The following is an 18,723-nucleotide window of genomic DNA, read 5'->3' on the forward strand; positions in this document are numbered from 1 at the left end:
TCACACAGGATCGCCTGGCCGCCATGGATCGCCCGGCAGCCGTGCATCGCCCGGTAGCCGCGGGTCACCCGGCAGCCGCGGGTCGTGCGGCTCGCGCGGATCACCGGGGAATCTGGGGTCACCCGGTAGCCGCGGATCATCCGGTTCGCGCGGGTCACCGGCGAATCTCGGGTCGCCCGGCTCGCGCGGATCACCGGGCAGCCGTTGGTCGCCGGGCAGTCTCGGGTCGCCGGGGGCGCGTGGGTCGCCAGGCCTGCGGGGTTCGCCGGGGTCGCGAGGTTCGCGGGGTTCGCCGGGGTCGGGCGGGGTCGTGGGAGTGGGGGTTGGCCGGCCCCAGGCATCGGGGGGTGGGGCGGTGGGGGCGTGGTAGATGGGGACGGGTTCGTTGTGATGTTTGTCGATCTTGGAGCGGGTCTTGCCGCGTAGGTCGGTGCCTTTGCTCTGGTAGCGGTCGGTGCCCTCGCCACCCTGTCCGTATTCCTTGCCGATGCGTTCACTGCGCATCAGCGCGCGCTTCCACCAGGTGTTCTCGTCGGCGCCGGGTTGGGTGATCTTGCGGGCCTCGCTGTCGGCCTTGCGGTCGATCGCGTCGCGGTCGACGCGGACCATCCGGACCTCGTCGGCGCGGGTTTGCGCGGCGTCGGCCTTGCGTTGCAGGTCGTCGGCTTTGGTCTGGTGTTCGTCGGCGCGGGTCTGGTGCGCGCTCGCCCGTTCGCGGGCGGTCGCGAGCTCGTGCACCGCTTCGGTGTGGGCGGTGCGGGCTCGGGCCAGAGCCTGCTCGGTCGCGGCGACGCGTTGGGGGTTCGGCGTCGCGGCATCCCGCGCACTCGTGAATTCCGCTTCCGCTGACCGAACTCGGGCGCCGGCGTTCTCGCTCGCGGTTCGCGCCTGTGCCACGTTCGCGTGCTCGCTCGCGGCCCGTGTCTGTTGCACGGTCGCGCGCTGCTGGGCGTTGTCGGCGCGGCCCTGCCACTGGTCGGCGCGCTGCTGGGTCGACTCGGCGCGCTCGTGCATGGTGTGCGCGCGGTCGCCCATCCGACGCCCCCACGGCGGCTGCCGATCGCCCGCCTGGTCCGTGTCGGGGCGACCGACCGCGCGGGCGCGTTGCTGTTCAGGGGTCGTCGGGTCGGCGGTGCCGCGCAGCCGGGGTTGGGCTTCGCGTATCTGCCGGTTGTGCTCGCGCAGGTTGGCGGCATCTTGTCGATCGAAGGCGCGCGCCGCGCGTTGCCGAACGGCCGGATCGGCATCGGCGGCGCCCGACGGGCGAGCGACCGGGGCAGGTTTCGGAATGGGTTCGCGTGGTGCGCCACCCACCGCGGCCAACCTGTTAGACGGCACGTACACGTTGCCTTCGGCGTCGAGCTGAAAATGCCGGAGGAAGCCGGTGGCGGCCGATCCCTTCGGTACCCGATTCAGCTGGAACAGCCCGCGCGCGCCACCGGCGACCCCGCCGCGCACCCCGCCGCCGACCAGCGAGGCCGCGAATCCGCTCCCGCTGAACGCGGCCTGCCAGTCGCCGGTGTTCATCGCCGAGGCCATCGCACCGCCGAGCGTGCTCACCTCACCGGCGAACGCGCCGATCGCCACACCGCGCGCGACCCCGGCGACGGGTCCGAGCCCATTGGTCAACCGCCCGATCGACGCGTCGAAACCGATACCGCCCCAATGTCCGGCGGCGCGCCCGAAAATGCCGCCGAGCATGGACGACCCGAGCGAGAGCGCCGCCTGATTGCCGTCGAAGTGGCGGCGGGTGCCCGCCGCGAGCTGCCCGCCCTGCACCAATCCGTCGATGATCAGCGCCTGTCCGCCGGACACGCTCGCCTTGACGGTGTAGGTCGCCAGATTCTTGACCACGAGTTTGGTCCACGCCCGTTGCCCGACCGCGCCGACCGCCTTCAGGATCGCCTGCTCGATCCGGCTGACCACCGCGTCCTCGAGCGCGCGCAGACTCGACCGCGTACCCGAGACAGCGGCTGCCTCGAGGGCGGGCGCGGTCGGCGGGAACATCCACGCCCAGGTGATCTCGGCGAGCAGCAGCGCGTAGGAGATGATCATCATCAGCTTGGCCGCTTGCACGGTGGTGCCGAAATCGAAAGCGGCGTTGCCGACTTCGTCGAAACTCGCGGCCAGGTCGGTCAGCGAGCTGTCGCCGTCGAGCAAGGCGGTGAACAACGCGTCGATGGTCTGCGCACCTTCCCCGCTACGGTAGGAGCCGCTCGCGGTCCGCCGCACCTGGGTCAACGGATCTACTTGCGCGGCAATCTCCTTCGCGGCCCCGTGCCAGGCTCTTCCCATGGTGAAGAGCACATCCTCGTCGCCGAGGGGCGGGTCGACGCCGACGAGCCAACCGAGCCAGCGCAGGTCCGGTGGGATGTGAATGCTCACGCCAGGCCGAGCGCGGTCGCGGGGTCGAGGGTGGTTTCCGCGTCGTAGGCGGCGGCGTAGCCACCGAGGTAGCTCGCCCATGCCTTCTCGATGATGGCGGTCCACAGGGGTTGGTCGTCGTCGATGGCGGCGTAGCGGGGCGCACCGGTCGTGGCGTCGGTGTGAAAGGCGCGGTTGACGGTGATGTACTCGACGGTGCCGTCGGCGGCGGTGACCCGGACTTCGAAGGTGTCGTCGTCGAGGACGGTGATCAGCTCCCTGATCCGGTCGGGTCGTGTGGCTGCCGCGTCCCGCAACGCCCCGAGCAGGGCGGACTCCCCGAGCGGGCCCGGTCGTACATCGGCGGGACCGACGGCGTCGCCGAACGCCGGATTGGTGAACACCCGCTGACTCGCGTCCGGGAATTGTCCCGGCATCGTGCGCGCGGGCGGCATTGTGGGGTCGTCGTGCTCGATGATCTCGACGGTGACGTGTTCACCCCACTGCTCACGGTGCACGGTGTGCCCCGATCTCGTTCGCGCGGGGTTCGCCACGACCACCGCCGGATGGGGCCTGCTGCCGTCGGCGGCCGGCTTGCCGGCGCGGCCGAAGACTCGGCGCCAGATCGAGCCACCGAATTCCTTGGTGACCTGCCCGACGACGAAGCCCGCGAGGCGAGTGACCGGGAGCGGGCTGACCAGAGCTTTGGTGATCTGGTGTCCGGCGACCGCGGCCGCGAGTTCGGTCGGCACACTGGTCGGCAGCGCGAATTCGCCGGCGCGCACCGCACGCAGGACGGCGGCCAGGCGGGTGCGCACAGTCGCCACGTCCTGGCGCAGCGCCCAGTCGCGAACATCGGTCACCGGTTGCTGGCCGGCGAGCGCGGCGAGCAGGTCATCGCCGCCGACGCGACGGATCAGTTCGACGAGAACCGCACTCGACGAGGTCGTTTCGTCCACCGGCGCGGCGCTGTCGGCAAAAACCCACTGCGCCAAATACTTTCCGTACTGCCACAGGGCCCACGTCGCGACCGAACTCACCGGGTAGTCGCTGAACAGCGCCTTCGCGAGGCCGTCGATGTCGTATTCGGCGAGGATCGGGGTCGTCGGGGTTTCGATGACCGGCGGGTTCGCGACAACGGCGGCCGCAACCACCGTTCGGTCGACCGTGCCGTCATGCCGTACCCGGTCATGTCGCGGACGCCGCCCGAACACGGTCGGCCCGGCGCCGAATTCCGTGGCGAGCCTGCGCGTTACCCACGCGGCCGATTCCAGGAAGACCGTGTCGCTCAGTAGCGCTTTCGACAGGTCGTGCGCCGAGACGTAACGCAGTGCCCGTTCGGTGAGTGAATGGTCGGACGCCGGGAAGGCGAAGGTTCCCGCCTCGACGTCGGCCAGGAAGCCGGACACCTTCCGCCGCAGCGTCGCGGGGTCCTGCGCGGCCGCCCAGTCCCGCACCGAGCTCACCGGAGTCGGTCCGTGCACGGCGGCGGACAGCTCGGGGCCGCCGATCCGCGCGAGAGCGAGCGCGCCGGTACCGGGGTCGGCGGGCGGGCGGCCGAGTGCCTTGTCGGCGGCCCAGCTCGCCCATTCCCACAGGTACTGGCGCACAGCCCACGCCGCGACGGAACCGACGGGGTAGTTGCCGGTCACCGCGCGCGCGAGCCCGTCGAGGTCGAGAGGTTCGGGAATGCGGTCGAGCCACTCGGGTGTGCCGACGAGTTGGTCTAGGTCGGCGACCGCGATACCGATCTCGTTGACGAGCGCTTCGGTGCGGGTGGCTTGCCGGACGCTCGGATGCGCGAGTGCGCCGTCCATCGGCGCGGCGTTCGCACCGGGGGCGAGCACTCGTGCCCGCGCGCCGCGCACTCGGCTCTTCACGGCGGAGGCGATCTCACCGGCCGTCTGTCGACCCAGCCACGCGGCCAACTCGGTCACCATCGTGTCGCTCAACAGCGCTTGCGGGACGGGGTGCGCGGCGAGTGCGCGCAGTGCCGACGCCGGTGCCGTGTGCGCTGTCGCCGGGTCGAATTCGCCCCGCTCGACCGCCTGAAGAAGCTCGCGCACAGCAATTTTCAGCTCGGTGATGTCCTGTCGGGCGGCCCACCTACGCACGGCCGAGACCGGATAGGGACTGTTGATCACAGCGACGAGTTCCTGGCCGCCGATCGCCGCCGCGATGCCCATGCCGAGACCCGGGACCGGCGTCGGCACAGCGGTTGGTCTGAGCCAGCCCCAGCGTTCGGCGAGGTGCCGGTTGAGCGCCCAGATACCGACCGCCGCGACGGGGAATTCCCCGGCGAGGCCACGGGCGAGGCCGTCGAGGTCGTAGGCGGTGATCCAATCGGTCGCCGGGGTGGTCGGGATGGGTGCCACGACGGCGGCGACGGGCGCCTCGGTGGTATCCGGGTCGTGTCCGGCGAGTGGGACCGAACCGTCGATGACCATCGGGACTGCCGACCGCACTGTCGGCGCGGATCGAATCGCGACGGTGTCGGCCACTGGTTGAGCGCCGCTCGTCGCTCCGGTGTGCGGCGCGGCCACTATCGGTGGGGTGCTGCGCGTCAACCGTCGCCACCAGCGACGGAAGCCGGAACGTCGCGAATCATTGTGGGCCACAATTGTTTCAGCGGAAGTCTGGACAGAGGCCGGGCGTAGGCGGCGCAGCGCGCGACTCAGTCGGGTGGCGATCGAGCCGACCTGAATCGGGGCGGAGGCGCCGAGCGGGGGCGTGGACCCGAAGGCGGCGAGGGTGCCCGGGCCCGCCGTCCCGAGCACGCTGAACAGGTTCGCGTGCGCTATCTCGACGGGGATCTCGGGTCCGCCGAGGGGGTCGCGCAGGACAATGGCCAGCGGTTCGCTGTGCCGCCCACCGGTGCGCAGCACCGCCGCGACCGAGTAGCCGTGCGCGGGGCGTAGCCCGAGTTCGTTCGCGAGCTGTTCGGGCAGAACAGCTTTGGTGCCGAGGTTGACCGTGTCACCACGGTCGAGCAGGTAGTCGATGCGGTCGGCGAGCCAGCGCTTGGCCGGATCGGCGCTCAACGCTTCGGTCGACTCCCACGCGGCAAGCTCGGCGACCAGCTTCGCGGTCGCCGCGGCCGATCTCTCAGACAGTAGAGCGGCGAACGTCGGGAGGTCGTCGGCGCGCGGGTGCGCCGACCACACCGGCAGGAGCTCGGCGATGACCTCGGCGACCGCCTCATCGCCGAACAGTTCGGTGAGCGCGGTCCGATCGAGCCCGGTGATGGCGTGGGGTGTCAGATCCCGCGCGCGCATCGCTTCGGTCACGCCGGCCACGACCGCACCCATCGCCGCGTCGAGCACCGCGCCCACCGAGGCCGCGTCGCGGATCGCCGTGAGCTCGGCGAGGGTGCCGGAATACCAGTTCACCACCATGCGCGCGACGCCGGCGCTACCGATGAGGTCGGTCATGGTGTCGAGGTCGAGGTGCAGGGCCGTGGTCGCGAGGGGCGCGTCGATCGCCCTGGTCGGCTGACGCCGTCCACCCGCGCCCGCGGCGAACGGTGGCCGCAACCACTCGGCGGCATCGCCGAGCGCGCCCATCGCGATGCCCGCGTAACCGAGCCCGCCGCCGCGCAACTGGGCCCACGCCTTCTCGATCACGGCCGCCCACAGCGGCGTGTGCTCGTCGTGCGCGGCGTAGATCATCTGACCGTCGGCGTCGACGGGGAAGGTGTCGTCGACGGTGACCCAGGTCGGGCCGCCCGTGCGTGGATCGTGGAAGCGGACGGTGAAGGTGCGCTCGCCGTCGGTGCGCTGCTCGGTGATCATGTCGGTGATCAGGGTCGGGTTGTCCTCGGCGAGGCCGATGAGGTTGGCCAGGAGGTAGCAGTCGGCGACCCCGCCTTGACGGACATCGGTCGGTCGCGGCGTCGATCCGTTGAACAGCTCACCGCGCGCGACGCCGAGACCGACCTGAGCCGGCGCGCGGTGCGCCGACGACGAGCCGACGTGGTCGGGGCGATAGTTCGGGGGCGCGACATCGGCCTGTGGTTCGACGAGGTCGTGGTGTTCGGCGAGCCACGCGTTACTCAGCACCGCGGAACCGGAATACCCGGCCAGGGATACGATATTGGGAATCGGTTGTGCTACAGGTGATTCCATGCGCGACACCGCCGCCTGCGCGGCGATGACGAAGTGCGCCCACACGGGGGGCGTGGTCGGGGTCGCCAACAAGGCGATCGGCCACTGCCCACTCACTCGGCTGACCCGCACCCAGCGCGCCCGCCCGTCGACTACCAAACGGACCTCGACGGTGTCGGTCACCCGGTTGTCCGGGGTTTCCCGCAGCGACTCCCTGATGATCGCCGGCGTCTCGGCCGCGAGCGCGCTGAGTTGCGCGGCGGCGTCGTGGTGCTCGGCGAGCGCGGCGCCCTCCTGCCCAGTGCGCGCCAGCGGGAGCGGCCCGCTCGACCCCCACAGCGGATGGCCGAGCCGCCACGCCCCGCCATCGACCGGAACTGTCGACAGGTCGATCACCGGGTCGGCCGGGTCGACGTCGCTCGCGGTCAGCCGCAGCGGTCCGGTGGGGATCACGCCCGATGCGTAGACAGGCGCACCGGCGAGCTGAAGTCGATCGTTTCCGGTAGCGGCATAATCGGGCAGCGCGGTTTCCTCGACCAAGCGCGCGTCGAACTCGGCGAGCCACTCGTCGTTGACCAGGCGTCGGGTACGGGGGTCGGCCGGATCGCGGATGTCGTAGTGGTCGACGCCGTCGATGATCTCGGTGCGGCCGTTCCAGAACACCTCGGTGCCGCCGTGCTCGGCGCGGCTCGAGTCGTCCTGGTCGATCGTGTATTCGTCGGCGGCGCGGTTGGCCAACAGGATGAGTAGGGGCCAACTCGCCTGGGTGGCGGGCCATTCGAATTCGCCGTCATAGTACGGTTCGACCCGCACCCAACGCGGCCGACCCTGTACCGCGAGCAGCACATCGATAAGGGTCGCGGTCGCTTCGGTCGCTTCGGTCACCCGGATCATCGCGCGGATCGCGGCGGGATCGGTGCCGACCAGCTCGCGCAGCGCGGCGACCGCCGGTGTCTCGGGGAATCCGAGCAGGTCCTCGACCGATGGGCCGTTCGCGTGCCACAGCGGGCCGGTCAGCGGGCGCAGTCGGTAGAGGCCCGCGCGTGCCGCGTCGTGCGGGTCGACCCAGAACGCCGCCTGACGTGCCTGATCGTGGGTCTCGGGGCGGTGTACGAGGAGGTGGTCGGGCAAAGTCGGGTGGCGCGCGGTCGGGTCGACGTAGATCGCGTCGCCGTCATCGAAGCCGTCGGGCGCGCCTTCCGGCAGCCAGCGGCGCTGGAATTCCTGATCGTCGGGCGAGTAGCTGGTGAAACCCGCGTCGTAGAGGTCGTCCTCGCGGACCCAGCCCGACCCGTTCGCCCCGGTGACATAGAGCCACGTTCCATCGGGACCGGTGTGCGAGGCATCCTGGCCTTCGTTGTGGCCGAAGGTGTCATCGTCGGTAGGTCGCAGCACCTGGCCGCGGTCGGTGACCACCGGCGCGTTCGACATCGCGACACTGGCGTTGGTTCCCCACACGATCGGCATCGAGGGAACGCGGATGTCGGGCAGCGGACCACGGCCCTGCGGGTAGACAGCAGCGTTGGCGATCGGTGCCGGTAGCGCGGGTGCCAGGGTGAGCGGATGGCGCTCGCCCGCGACCCCGACTCGTGAGCGGATGGGCATCGTCACCACGGGAACATCCGGTAGCGGCGAGGCCGGCACCGGCTCGACGAGCCCGAAACTATTGCCGTTTCCGGCTTCTCGGGTGAGTGCGGCCGCCGCGGCCATGGCTTCGAGGACGATGGCGGGCCAGATCACGGCGTCCGGGTCGGGCCAGGGCAGACTGGTGAGGCGGTCGACGCGCAGCCAGCGAGCGACGCCGTCGACGAGCAGGTGGACGTCGTAGGTCATCGTCTCGTAGTCGGGTCGAACCATCCGCCGGATCGCCACCGGGTCCTGTTCGACCAGCGCGAGCAGGGCGGCCAGATCGGGCGAGTAGGGCAGGTCGTCCAGGTCGGCGGCGACCGGTCCGTCGACGTCCCAGGGTCGGCCACGCAGATAGTTGGGTGCGCGCAGCCCGAGCATCTCGCAGCGATCGAGCCGAGCGAGCCATTCACGCCCCGCGTGTGTCAGCCAGAGGTGGGCCACATCGCCTTCGAAATGCGGGGTCGCCTCGATCATGACCAGGTCTGACCCGCGCAGGGTGAGCACGGCCGGCCCGGTCTCGGTGTTGTGCACCGCCAGGTCGACCGTGCGGTGCAGGGCCGAGCCCTCGGGATCTGTGTGATATCCGTTGGCGCGCAAGGAGGTGAGCCACACCCAGCCCGAACCGCGCGCGCCGTGCACGAACAGCTGTTCGGCGCCGTCGACAAGGCGTCGTGAGGTGGGGCCCGGCTCGTGGACGAGAGAGCCGTCCGGGTGTGGGCGAAGGGCGACGCCGTCGACGGTGGCGAGCGCGAAGCGCGAGAACGTGACTCGTGCGCGTGCGCCATTGATGCGCACGAGGTCGGAGTCGGTCGGTGGCCGCGTGCGGTCGGCGTCGAAGGAGGGGTCTGCCGGGTCGGGTGTGAGTTGCTGGAAATCATCGGCCAGTCGCAGTCCGGCCCTGCGCAATTCGGCGAGCAGCGCGTCATTGTGCTCGGCCGTGATCGGGTATTGGCCGCCACGATCCGAGAGCGCGCCCAGCACGCCCTGGTCGACCATGATCTCGGCGGCCGCGTTCGCCGGGCCGCCGTCGAGCAGGGCGGCATGTGAGGCGTCCCCGGCTTGTTCGGGAGTCGGCACGAAGATCACCGAGAGCCGGTCGGTGACGATCGGCAACCACCCCGAAGGCGTTGCCGTCGTGTCGACGACAGCGCCGGTCTTCGCGTAGCGCAGGAGCCCGTCCGCGCCGACGAGCACGCGGGCGTCGGCCCGGTCGGCGAGGTGTGCGAACGTGGTCGACACCGGTCGAACAAGGACGGGTCCGATGTCCTCGCCGACCGATGAGGCGGAGTCGTCGGTCACGGTCGACGCGGAGTCATCGGTCACCGACGCGGTGTCATCGATCGCCGCCGACGCGATGTCATCGGTCACCGGCGTGGGGGCATCGGTCGCGGGCTGGGTGTCGGCGGGGGCATCGGCCACCGAGGACGGCGAATCACCGGGCTGCGTGAGCCAGCTCGCCATCTCGACATCATCTATGCTCGAATTATCTTCCAGCTCAATGATATTCGGGATGATGAAGGCCTGGCTCTCGCGGACGAGATTGCTGTAGTGGTTCTGGCCGGTGCGCAACAACCACAGCCCCGCCACCGCGGCGCTGTTCTGCTGATGGGCCCGCAGTGGCACGCCCTGCTCGGCGACTACAAACACCCGCAGGTCGTAGGCGATGGCCAATAGGATCGGCGCGAGATCGCCCGCCTCGACGGCCCACCGTCCGGCGGTGGTGAGGTCGACGGCGATCCGCTCGACGTCGTCGTCGGTGTAGTTATTGCCTTGGGACAAGGCTTGCAGCGAGGTGCGGGCGACCTCGGCCAGCCGCTGCCGCAACGCGGTGATGGCGGCGGCCTCATCACCGGCCGGACGCAGGTGCGCGGGCATGGCACGCACGACCGCGCGATAGAAGCAATCACCGTCGGCCTCGACCTCGATCGCGCGCAACCGCTGATTGCGCAGGAACACGCGCTGATTCACCGTCATCGCGCCGAGCGAGACGAGGGCGCCGATATCGCCACGACCGCCGGGAATCCCGTCGGGACCCCAGATATCGGTGCCGATATCGGTGCCGGTCTGACCCCAACCCACCGGTTCGGTGTCACCGACAACGACGAATTCCTGGCGGTCGATGTCGAGTAACGCGACGAACTCGGCGAGCGGCAGCGTGACCGGCGCCGGGTCGAGCCGCGACCGCAGCACAATGCCCTCTGGGTGCACGGTGGCAACCAGATAGCTGTGACCTGTGCCGAACGCGAGCTGGGTACCGGCCGGAAAATGCCCGGTCAGCACCTCAGCGAGCGTGGCGAGCCGCGCGGTACGACCGAGGTCGATGCGCGAGCTCTCGCGCCAGGACGGCAGTTCGACGCCACGCTGACGTTTCGCCGACGGCTCCGGCGTCGGCTCGTCGTCGGCGCCGCGTTTGGCCGGCGCGGCACCATCGGCCGGCGCGAAGTTCAGTATCTCTTGAACGCGTGGCGCGTCGTTGCCGTAGGCGGCGCGCGTGCCCGTTCCCGCCGAGGTGAGTCGCGCGAATTGGTTGAGATGACGCAGTGGCACGACGATCACGCCCTGGTGCAACGCCCGCGAACCGTGTGGATCAGCGAGCGACACCGTGACCACTTCGCCGGTGACCGCGTCGCGTTCGACGCCGACGACGGTGTGCGCGTGGTTGCCGAGAAGCATCGTGTGCGGCAGGCGGTCCTGTCCCGGCGTGGGCCCGCGGGTGCCGAGAGTGACGGTATCGCCGTGGCTGAGCAAGCGGGCGATCCGCTCGCCGACCCAGCGCGCGATCACCGAGTCGGTCAACGGGTCGGTCGACGCCCACTGCTCCATCGCGATGCGCAGCGGTTCGAGTGCCGGCGCGATGGCGGCGAACTCGGCCGCGCCGAGCTGCTCGATCAACGCGGCCCGTTCGGCCTTGGTCATGCCGGGGCCCATGGTTCGCGTCGCCGCGACGCCGAGGGCGGAAACGAGCATCGCGGAGAACCCGGTCCACGTCGACGCGTTCTGCGTCTTCAACCACTCTTCGTGAGCGAGGACAGGGTCGGTGACCGAGGGATCGGCCCGCAACCGCGCGAGTTCGTCCGTCGCGCGTTTCCAGCCACTGGCGTCGCGCCACAGATCGGTCCAATCCGACCACTGTTTCTCGAACCCGGCGATCCGGCGGGCGAGGGCAGCGTTGCCGAGCAGCTCGGTGAGCGTGTCGACGCCGAGCGTCATGGGGTGGGCGAAAAACGGATCACCGACCGATTGGATGCCCTGTGTACGCCCCGTCCAGCGTCCGATCACGGTCCGTGGCCAGATCGCCCCCGCTACCCGCTGTTCATCGTTGCCGTAGATTCCGGCGTATCCGCGTTCCTTTCCTTGATAGAGCGCCCACGCCTTCTCGATCAGCGCGGCCCACAGCGGATGCCCCGGCCGGTGCGCGGCATAGGCCGAGGTGCCGTCGAAGGTATAGAAATTCCGATCGACCGGGACCCAGACCTCGCGGCGGCTCGTCGGGTTCTGGTGCCCGTCGTCGAAGAATCGGACCGCGTAGCCATCGCCTTCGACACGGATCATGGCCTCGATCATTTCCGGATGCGTCCGCGCGAGACCGATCAGCACAGCGAGGACCGCGCAGGTTCCGGCCGCGCCCTGGACGACATCGTCCGGTCGCGGACGCCCTGTCGCCCCGAACAGCGGGTTGTCGGCCTCGACCAGCCCGAGCACCGGCAGGCGGTTGGCCGCGAGCAGGTCGGCACCGACCCAATGCCACGCGCCGGTCGGCTCGGCGAGCGCTACCTCGCCCGGTCGGGCCTGGTCGAGTCGAACCGCGACGATCGTCCCACCCTCGAACGACACCGACCGGCCGGCCGAGACGAAGGTCAGACCTGCTGTGGGGATCGTGAGCATGCCCGCCGGCACGGTCGTCACCTGGCCGTTGGTGTCATGGGCGACGACGGTCGAGTGTCGCCCGATCTGCACGAAATCGTCGCTGACCGCAAGACCGAGTTCGGTGATGAGGTAGTGCAGCGACCTGTCGTTGATCCTCGGGACCGGCCTGCCGTATTCGGTCGAATCATCGGCCATCAGACGCAACGTTCCCGCGACGACCTCGATTTCGGCGACCGCCGCCGCGACGTCACCGCGCAGGATCGTCGCGGGGGTCACCGTGACCGCCGCCGCCGAGATTCCCGAGACGTAGATGTTGGCGCGGCGGTCCATCACCATCCGCGCGCGTCCGCCGAGATCGGCTGTCGTATCGAGCAGAGTTCCGTCGGTTGCCCGGTACAGCAGTCCATCCGGCCCGATGACGACCCGCAGGTCGGCTACGGCGTGGTCCGACATCGTCAGATCGGCTGGGTCATTGTCGGGGAAGATGCCGGGGAGCCTGTCGACGTCCTCGGTTCGCTCGGGCGGGACCGGCGCGTTCGTGGTTCCGAGGGTGACGGTGTGCCGCGGACCTGGTTGCGGCACTTCGGCGAACAGTTGGGTGAGGTCGGATCCGTGGTCGGTGACCGCACGCAGTGACCGCCAGGCGACGGCGTTGTCGAAGACGGCTGACCTCGCCGAGTCCAGGTCGGCCAACTGTTGGGCGTGCAGGAAGAGCAGTGGCCAGATCGGGGCGGCGGGCGGCAGGTCGATCGGCAGTCCGGTCATGCCGTCGACCCGCACCCAGGTGGCCCGGTCCGCCACCTTGAGCAGCACGTAGATCCTGCCGTCGTCGAAGGACTGGATCATCGAATTCAGTACGTACGCCGGCTGATCGGCCAACTCGGCCAGCTGCTCGATAGCCTCGGTCAATCCGAGCGCGCGAAGGGCCGCGCTCTGCCGGAACGGCTCCAGGTCCTCACCCCGCGCGCCCTGGGGTGCGGTGATGAGGCCGCCGATCTGTCGGAGCAGCTCCGTCGACGCCTGCGCTGTCGGCAGCACGTACACCTGGGTATCACTGGCGACCAGCAGCTGGCCCGCGTCTTCGGGGTCGGGGCTGAGGAGCACCGACGTACCCACCGGCAGCTCGACCACTTCGGTCACGGTGATCGTGTCGGTGCCGAAGGGTTCCTGCCTCGGCATCGTGGTGACCGCGAGCGGGGCCGACAGGTGGACTGCGCGCGCCGTAGGGGTCAGCGTGGCGCTCGTCGGAGTTCCGATCGGCGCGAGCGCGATCGGACCGATCGGCAGTGGCAGGCTGGGTTCGGTGACCTCGTCGAGGGAATAGACCGAGCCGATCGCGGAATGGACGGCGTAGTTGTCGAATCCACCGAGCGGGCCCGCGTGCCAGCTCGAATCGCTGTCGGAATCCCAGTGCGCGACCGGTTCGGCGGTCGGCGCCGGGACCTGTGGTGCCGCACCGAACGCGCCGTGCGTGCCCGGCCCCGACGAGCTCATCGCCGAGAACATGTTGAGGTTCGCGAGTGGAATGGTCAGTTGCGAGGCGGGCGAGTAGGGGTCGACAACGACCAGCCCCGTCGGCGACCCACTGCGCTCGACACCACCCGACCACACCACGCGCACAACGGAATACGCGTGCTTGGGGAACAAGCTATTCGCTATCGGGTTGCGGGGCAGTGTGGATTTGGTGTTCGCGGTGACGGTGTCGCCGCGCTCGATCAGGTATTGGGCGCGTTTGGCGAGCCAGCGGGCCACTGTTGTGTCACGCATCGTCCGCCCCGAACGCCACGCGCGAACCTGGTGTTCGAACGCGGTCAGCCCGGTGTTCAGATGGTCGGCGATGAATGCCGCGAAGGTGGTGTGGCCGTGCGGATCAGCCTGCCATGCGGTCTGGGCCGAGGTAACGATGCGAGCGAGTCCGGCGGCATCGAAAAGATCGGCCACCTCGACCTCGGTCAGCGTAGATGTCGACGAAAGACCTTCGCGTGCAATTGCTTCGGTGACTGTCGCGACGGCGGCCGTGGCCGCCGCACGCACCCGGTCGAGCAGGGGCATGGTCGTGTTCGTCGATGACGAGGGCGCCTGCGCCGACGCGAGCAGCCAGTGCGCCACGTCGTGGTCGCCGATCAGCTCGGCGAGCAGGTCCTGGTCGAACTGCAACGGCCAGGCGAAAACCATCTCGTCGACGCTGCGCGTCGGTTGGGCACGGCCGGACTCGCCGACGATGGTGCTCGGCCGCAACTTCCCCGCGGCCGCACCCGGCAGGCCGACCTCGGCGCCGTGATACCCGTGGTCGCGGCCGTGGTAGGCGGCCCACGCCTTCTCGATCACCGCGGGCCACATCGGCTGACCCGAGGTGTGCGCGGCGTATTTCATCGCGCCCGCGTTGTCGGTGTAGAAGGTGTCGTCGACTTTGACCCACACCCACCCCTGTTCGGGGTCGTTGAACCGCACCGAGAAGGTCCGCGCCCCGTCTGCACCGACTGTCTCGGTGACCATGTCCGTGATCATGTCCGGATGGCGTGTCGCGAGGTCGATCAGGGTGGACATGAGATAGCAGTCGCCGACGGCGCCCTGCTTGACATCGGTCGGCAGTACGAGGCCATCGATGCCGAAAAGTGGTCCCGTCGCGCGCGCGGACCCGATATTGAGCGGGAACGGGTTGCTCGCGCGCAGCCATCGACCGTCGCCGGGGTCGAGTTCGAACAGGGCCGGATCGGTTGAGGTGAGCCGCAACGGAATTCGTGAGCCGGGTTCCAGGTGCGCGGCGCCCTCGGCTGTCGCGACAACGAGACCTTCGACCTTCGCCCGCAGTACGCGTTTGCCGCCTCGGTTGTGTTCGGTGAAGGCAGCGGCGAGCACCGAGGCGGAGATCGTGGCGAAATACCCTGGAAAGGACTCGATTTCGTACCAGGTCCCCTGCAGATCGGTCCATGTCTGGCTGACCGGGATGGACTTGCTGACGTCGACAGTGACGAGCGCCCTCGAGTCGGTGCCGACGACAAGGCGCCCCCGTGGCGCACTCACCACGGCGGTCGGCGTCGAGACCGGCAACTGAGGCGGCGGCTCGGTCCTCGTCCCTGGCAGCACATGCGTGGTCGGCGCGGCTGCTGCCGCGCTGACGGTGATACCTGTTGTCGCACTTGCCAACCGACTGGCCATAGCACCCGCGACGAAGGGCGAGTCCGCCTCCGAGTGAACCGATATCTCCGCGGCGGCGAGGTCGAGCATATGAGCCGGTGTCCACCCGGTGAACGGGTTCGGCCTTGTGGTGCGTGGGACGGGCGGGGGTGCGATGGGCGCGGCGCTGGGTTCGTCGCGCGAGGGGTGCTTGTCAGCGCTCGATTCGGAATCGTAGTGCGGGTTGGCGACCCAGGCGACGGTAAGCCCCCGCAGGCGGATGAACCCGTCGATGCCTTCGGCGCCGATCGCGACGGCGACATCGTTGTGGTCGACGACCTCGATCGCCGACCCGGTCGCGTTGATCCGGACGGTGTAGCGGTGGTGCGTCGCGTCGCCGAGCAGCACCTGCTCCCCCGCGTCGAACTGGCGGGTGCCGACCAGGGCGAGCGGTGCCGGTTCCATGGCAGCGCGGTGGTTGACGACTGGGGTGTCTTCCGCGTCCCAGACCCTCGGCCCCCTGACGGGCTGGGTAGGAATCGTCGGCGCGCCGTCATCCGCCGTGGTCTCGGCACGGGCATCGGCGTCGCGAATATCGCTTTGCCACTGCGCAATTCGGTCGGCAAGAGTTCGATAGCGGGCAGCGTCGGGGTAGCTCGGCAGCGGCCGGTTGGTGCCGATGGCGACCTCCGCGTCGGAGAAGGCGAGTGCCTCGTCCTCGCGCTGACCGTTGGTCGCCGCGTGCGCTTCGAGAATCGCGGCGGCCCATGCGGGGACACCGTGCCAGGAGGCCGCCCACGACGGCGCGGGCAGGTCGGTCGCGCGGGGCACCCGGACCCAGGCCGGGCTGCCGTCGACCATCAGGTGCACATCGATCTCGTCGCCCACGTGACGCACCATCGCGACAATGGCTCGCCGGCCCGCCGGATCGGCGATGAGTCGGCGCAGCTGACGCAGTGGCGCCGAGTCGGGCAGGTTCGGCAGGTCGGCCACGCTCGGTCCGGTCGGTGCGAAGAGCATGCCGGTCAGCGCCGAGACCGGAGCGAGGCCGTGCCGTGCCGCTTCGGCCGGGGTGAGCACGAAACTCACCCCGTTCGGGCGTTCGACCCATAGCGTCGACGCGTCGAGCCAGCTGACCCGCAACCGTTCGGCCGCGTACACCCGCGTAACTCCCCCGGTTGCTACGGTCACATCAACGCGCTGCGCGAATCTGCCTATGTCGGCGCGCGATTCGAAACCGGCGGCGGACAGCGCTGTCTCGTCCACCCAGCCGGTACCGTTCGCGCCACTCACCCAGCGCCAGGTGCGACCGGCGACGTGGCGGACCGTCGCCTCGCCCGGCACGTGGTTGAACAGGCCGCCGGGGATCGGACGCAGTTCGATGCCGGTGTCGGTGCGCAGGATGGTCGCCGGTGCGATGACGCGTCGGCCGAGCAGTGCGACCCGGCGCGCCGGCGCGTGGGTCACGGTCCCGATGGGTACGAGTGCGACTGGCGGGTCGACGACGGCGGGTTCGGTGATCGCCGCCGCCGCGACGGCGAGCTGGTCGTCGCTGGTCACCTTAGGCAGGCCCACCGCTTCGTCCATCGACGTGAGGTCGGCAAGCGGTCGCAGGTGCGCGAAGCGGTCGGGGTCGGTGGCCCGGCGGAAGGAGCGGGAGAGGTCGTCGACGAGGAATCGGGCGTTCATCGTCGGGTCCGCGTCGTATTCACCACCGCGATCGACCAGCGTGCGCACCGTGCCCGCGTGCACCTCGATCTCGGCCGCCGCGATGGCGGCCGCGCCGTCGAGCAGCGCGGCGTGGGTGATCCGGTGCGGGCCCGACTGCGCGGACTCGGGCACGGCGTACATCGTGCCGTTGGCGTCGACCACGAACAGCGCCCGCCGGTTCGCCGGGTCCTGATGCCACTGCGCGTTGCCCGTCGTGGTTCGTCCCTCGCCCGGCCGGGCACCCCAGGTGGTGTCGAAAAGTCCGTTGTCGCCGGCTCGGCGCAGCAATCCGTCGGTGCCGACGACGATTCGGTAGGCGTCACGCTGCGCCGCGGTGAGTCGCGGGAACGCCGCACCGGGTGTGGGGTGTGTCTCGGTGAGGCCGGCGGCCGGTGGGTAGGTCGGCGGGATCGGCGCGTCGTCGGTGCCCAGGACGAACGCGGTCCGTGAGCCGACCGAGCCGATCGCGCGAAAACGGTTGAAGTAGGCGGACCTGACCTCGATCGCGGCACCGTCGTGCGGGTCGATCAGCCGCACAGAGGTCACCACCGGCGTGCCGTCGACGTCCTCGACGGTCACGCCGGCGACCGCGTACACGTGCGATCCGCGCAACCAGCCGAGCAGACGCTCCTGGCCGACCGGGATCGGCTTGGTCTGCACGGTGAGGATGTCGCCGGAGCGCAGGACAGCGTCGGCGTCGAGGAATCGGGTGTCGCCGGGGACGCGTCGAGTATCCGAAGGTGCGAAAAGGGCAGCCAGACGATCGCCAACCCATCGGGTGAGCGCCGAATCATTCTGGCGAGCAGGCGATTCCCAGTCATCCATCGCCTGCGTGAGCGTGGCGAGCACGGTATCGGGCACCTCGTGCTCACCCAACCGGTCGCCGAGGAATGCGACGAATCCTGTCGATGTCGCCAGCTCCGGCTGGTCGGGAAGCATTGTCCGCCAGTGTGATTCCAGATCCAAGATCGCGCGCGCGGCGGCCTGGTCGCCGAGCAGGTCGGTCAGCGCATCGAGGCTCATGGCCATCGGATGGGCGAAGTAGTGATCGTCGACGGCGCGGATCGCGTGCGCCCGGCCGGTGCGCTCACCGACCGGTTGTGGCGGTCGCAGAGCAGCGGCGGCCGCACCCGGCTGACCGCCGTAGATGCCCGCGTAGCCGCGCCCACCGCCTCGATAGACCGCCCAAGCCTTCTCGATGACCGCCGGCCACAGCGCGCGATCGGTCGCGGCGTAGGCCGACTCGGCGCCATCGGCATCGCCGAAGGTGTAGAACTGCCGGTCGACGACGATTGTCGTGGTCGATCCGTCCGGTTCGGTGAATCGCACCGCGAACCCGGCGTCGCCGGGCAGTTCGGTGATCATCTGGGCAATCCACTGCGGGTTGGTGTTCGCGAGGCTGATCAGATCGGCGAGCAGATAGCAGGTGCCAGCCCGGCCCTGGCGCACGTCGGCCGCGTCGATGGTCGGCCCGAACAGCGGCGTGTCGACCCTGCGCAGGACCGGGACCGCTTCGGTGAAGGCTTCCTCGGCGGCCGGTTGCCACTGCTCATCGGCGCCGGGCGAGCGCATCATGAGCTGATCGGTCACCGTGTCGCGCCGCACCGCGACCTTCGTCCCGCGCTGGAACACCCAGCGCCGACCCGACCCGTCGGCCCACGGCACGACGAGCGCGGCGGGAATCGCCATCGCGGGCGGAGCCACTGGTTCGGGATACCCGGGCAACACCGGGTCGGCGGCGATCACCGCGGCCACGTACGCCTCGAGGATCAGCGATGCCCAGATCGGTGCGTTCGGGTCGTTCGAGAACGGCATGGTCGAAGCACGATCGACCCGCACCCATCGGTTGCGCCCGTCGATGGTGAGCAACACATCGACGCCGACGACCTGCCGATCGCTGACGATGGTCGCGCCGCCGCCATCGACAACGTTG

The 18,723-nt window shown here is 69.8% G+C and carries 2 protein-coding genes (1 of these 2 cut by a window edge); both read right to left on the reverse strand.

Features of this window, described 5'->3' with window-relative positions:
- Positions 1–2,385 (reverse strand): WXG100-like domain-containing protein, encoded by a 2,385-nt coding sequence (locus NA12_RS34395; protein ID WP_067447223.1) that lies wholly within the window; start codon positions 2,383–2,385, stop codon positions 1–3.
- Positions 2,382–18,723, reverse strand: the 3' portion of a protein-coding gene (locus NA12_RS07120; RefSeq protein ID WP_067447226.1) for a C2 family cysteine protease. It continues 12,968 nt past the right edge of the window; only the last 16,342 of its 29,310 coding nucleotides appear in the window; its start codon lies off the right edge, out of view — the gene reads right to left on this strand; it ends in the stop codon at positions 2,382–2,384. The genes NA12_RS34395 and NA12_RS07120 overlap by 4 nt, the downstream gene beginning before the upstream one ends.

The sequence above is a fragment of the Nocardia alba NBRC 108234 genome, from assembly GCF_001612665.1.
GTDB classification, from domain to species: Bacteria; Actinomycetota; Actinomycetes; order Mycobacteriales; family Mycobacteriaceae; genus Nocardia; species Nocardia alba.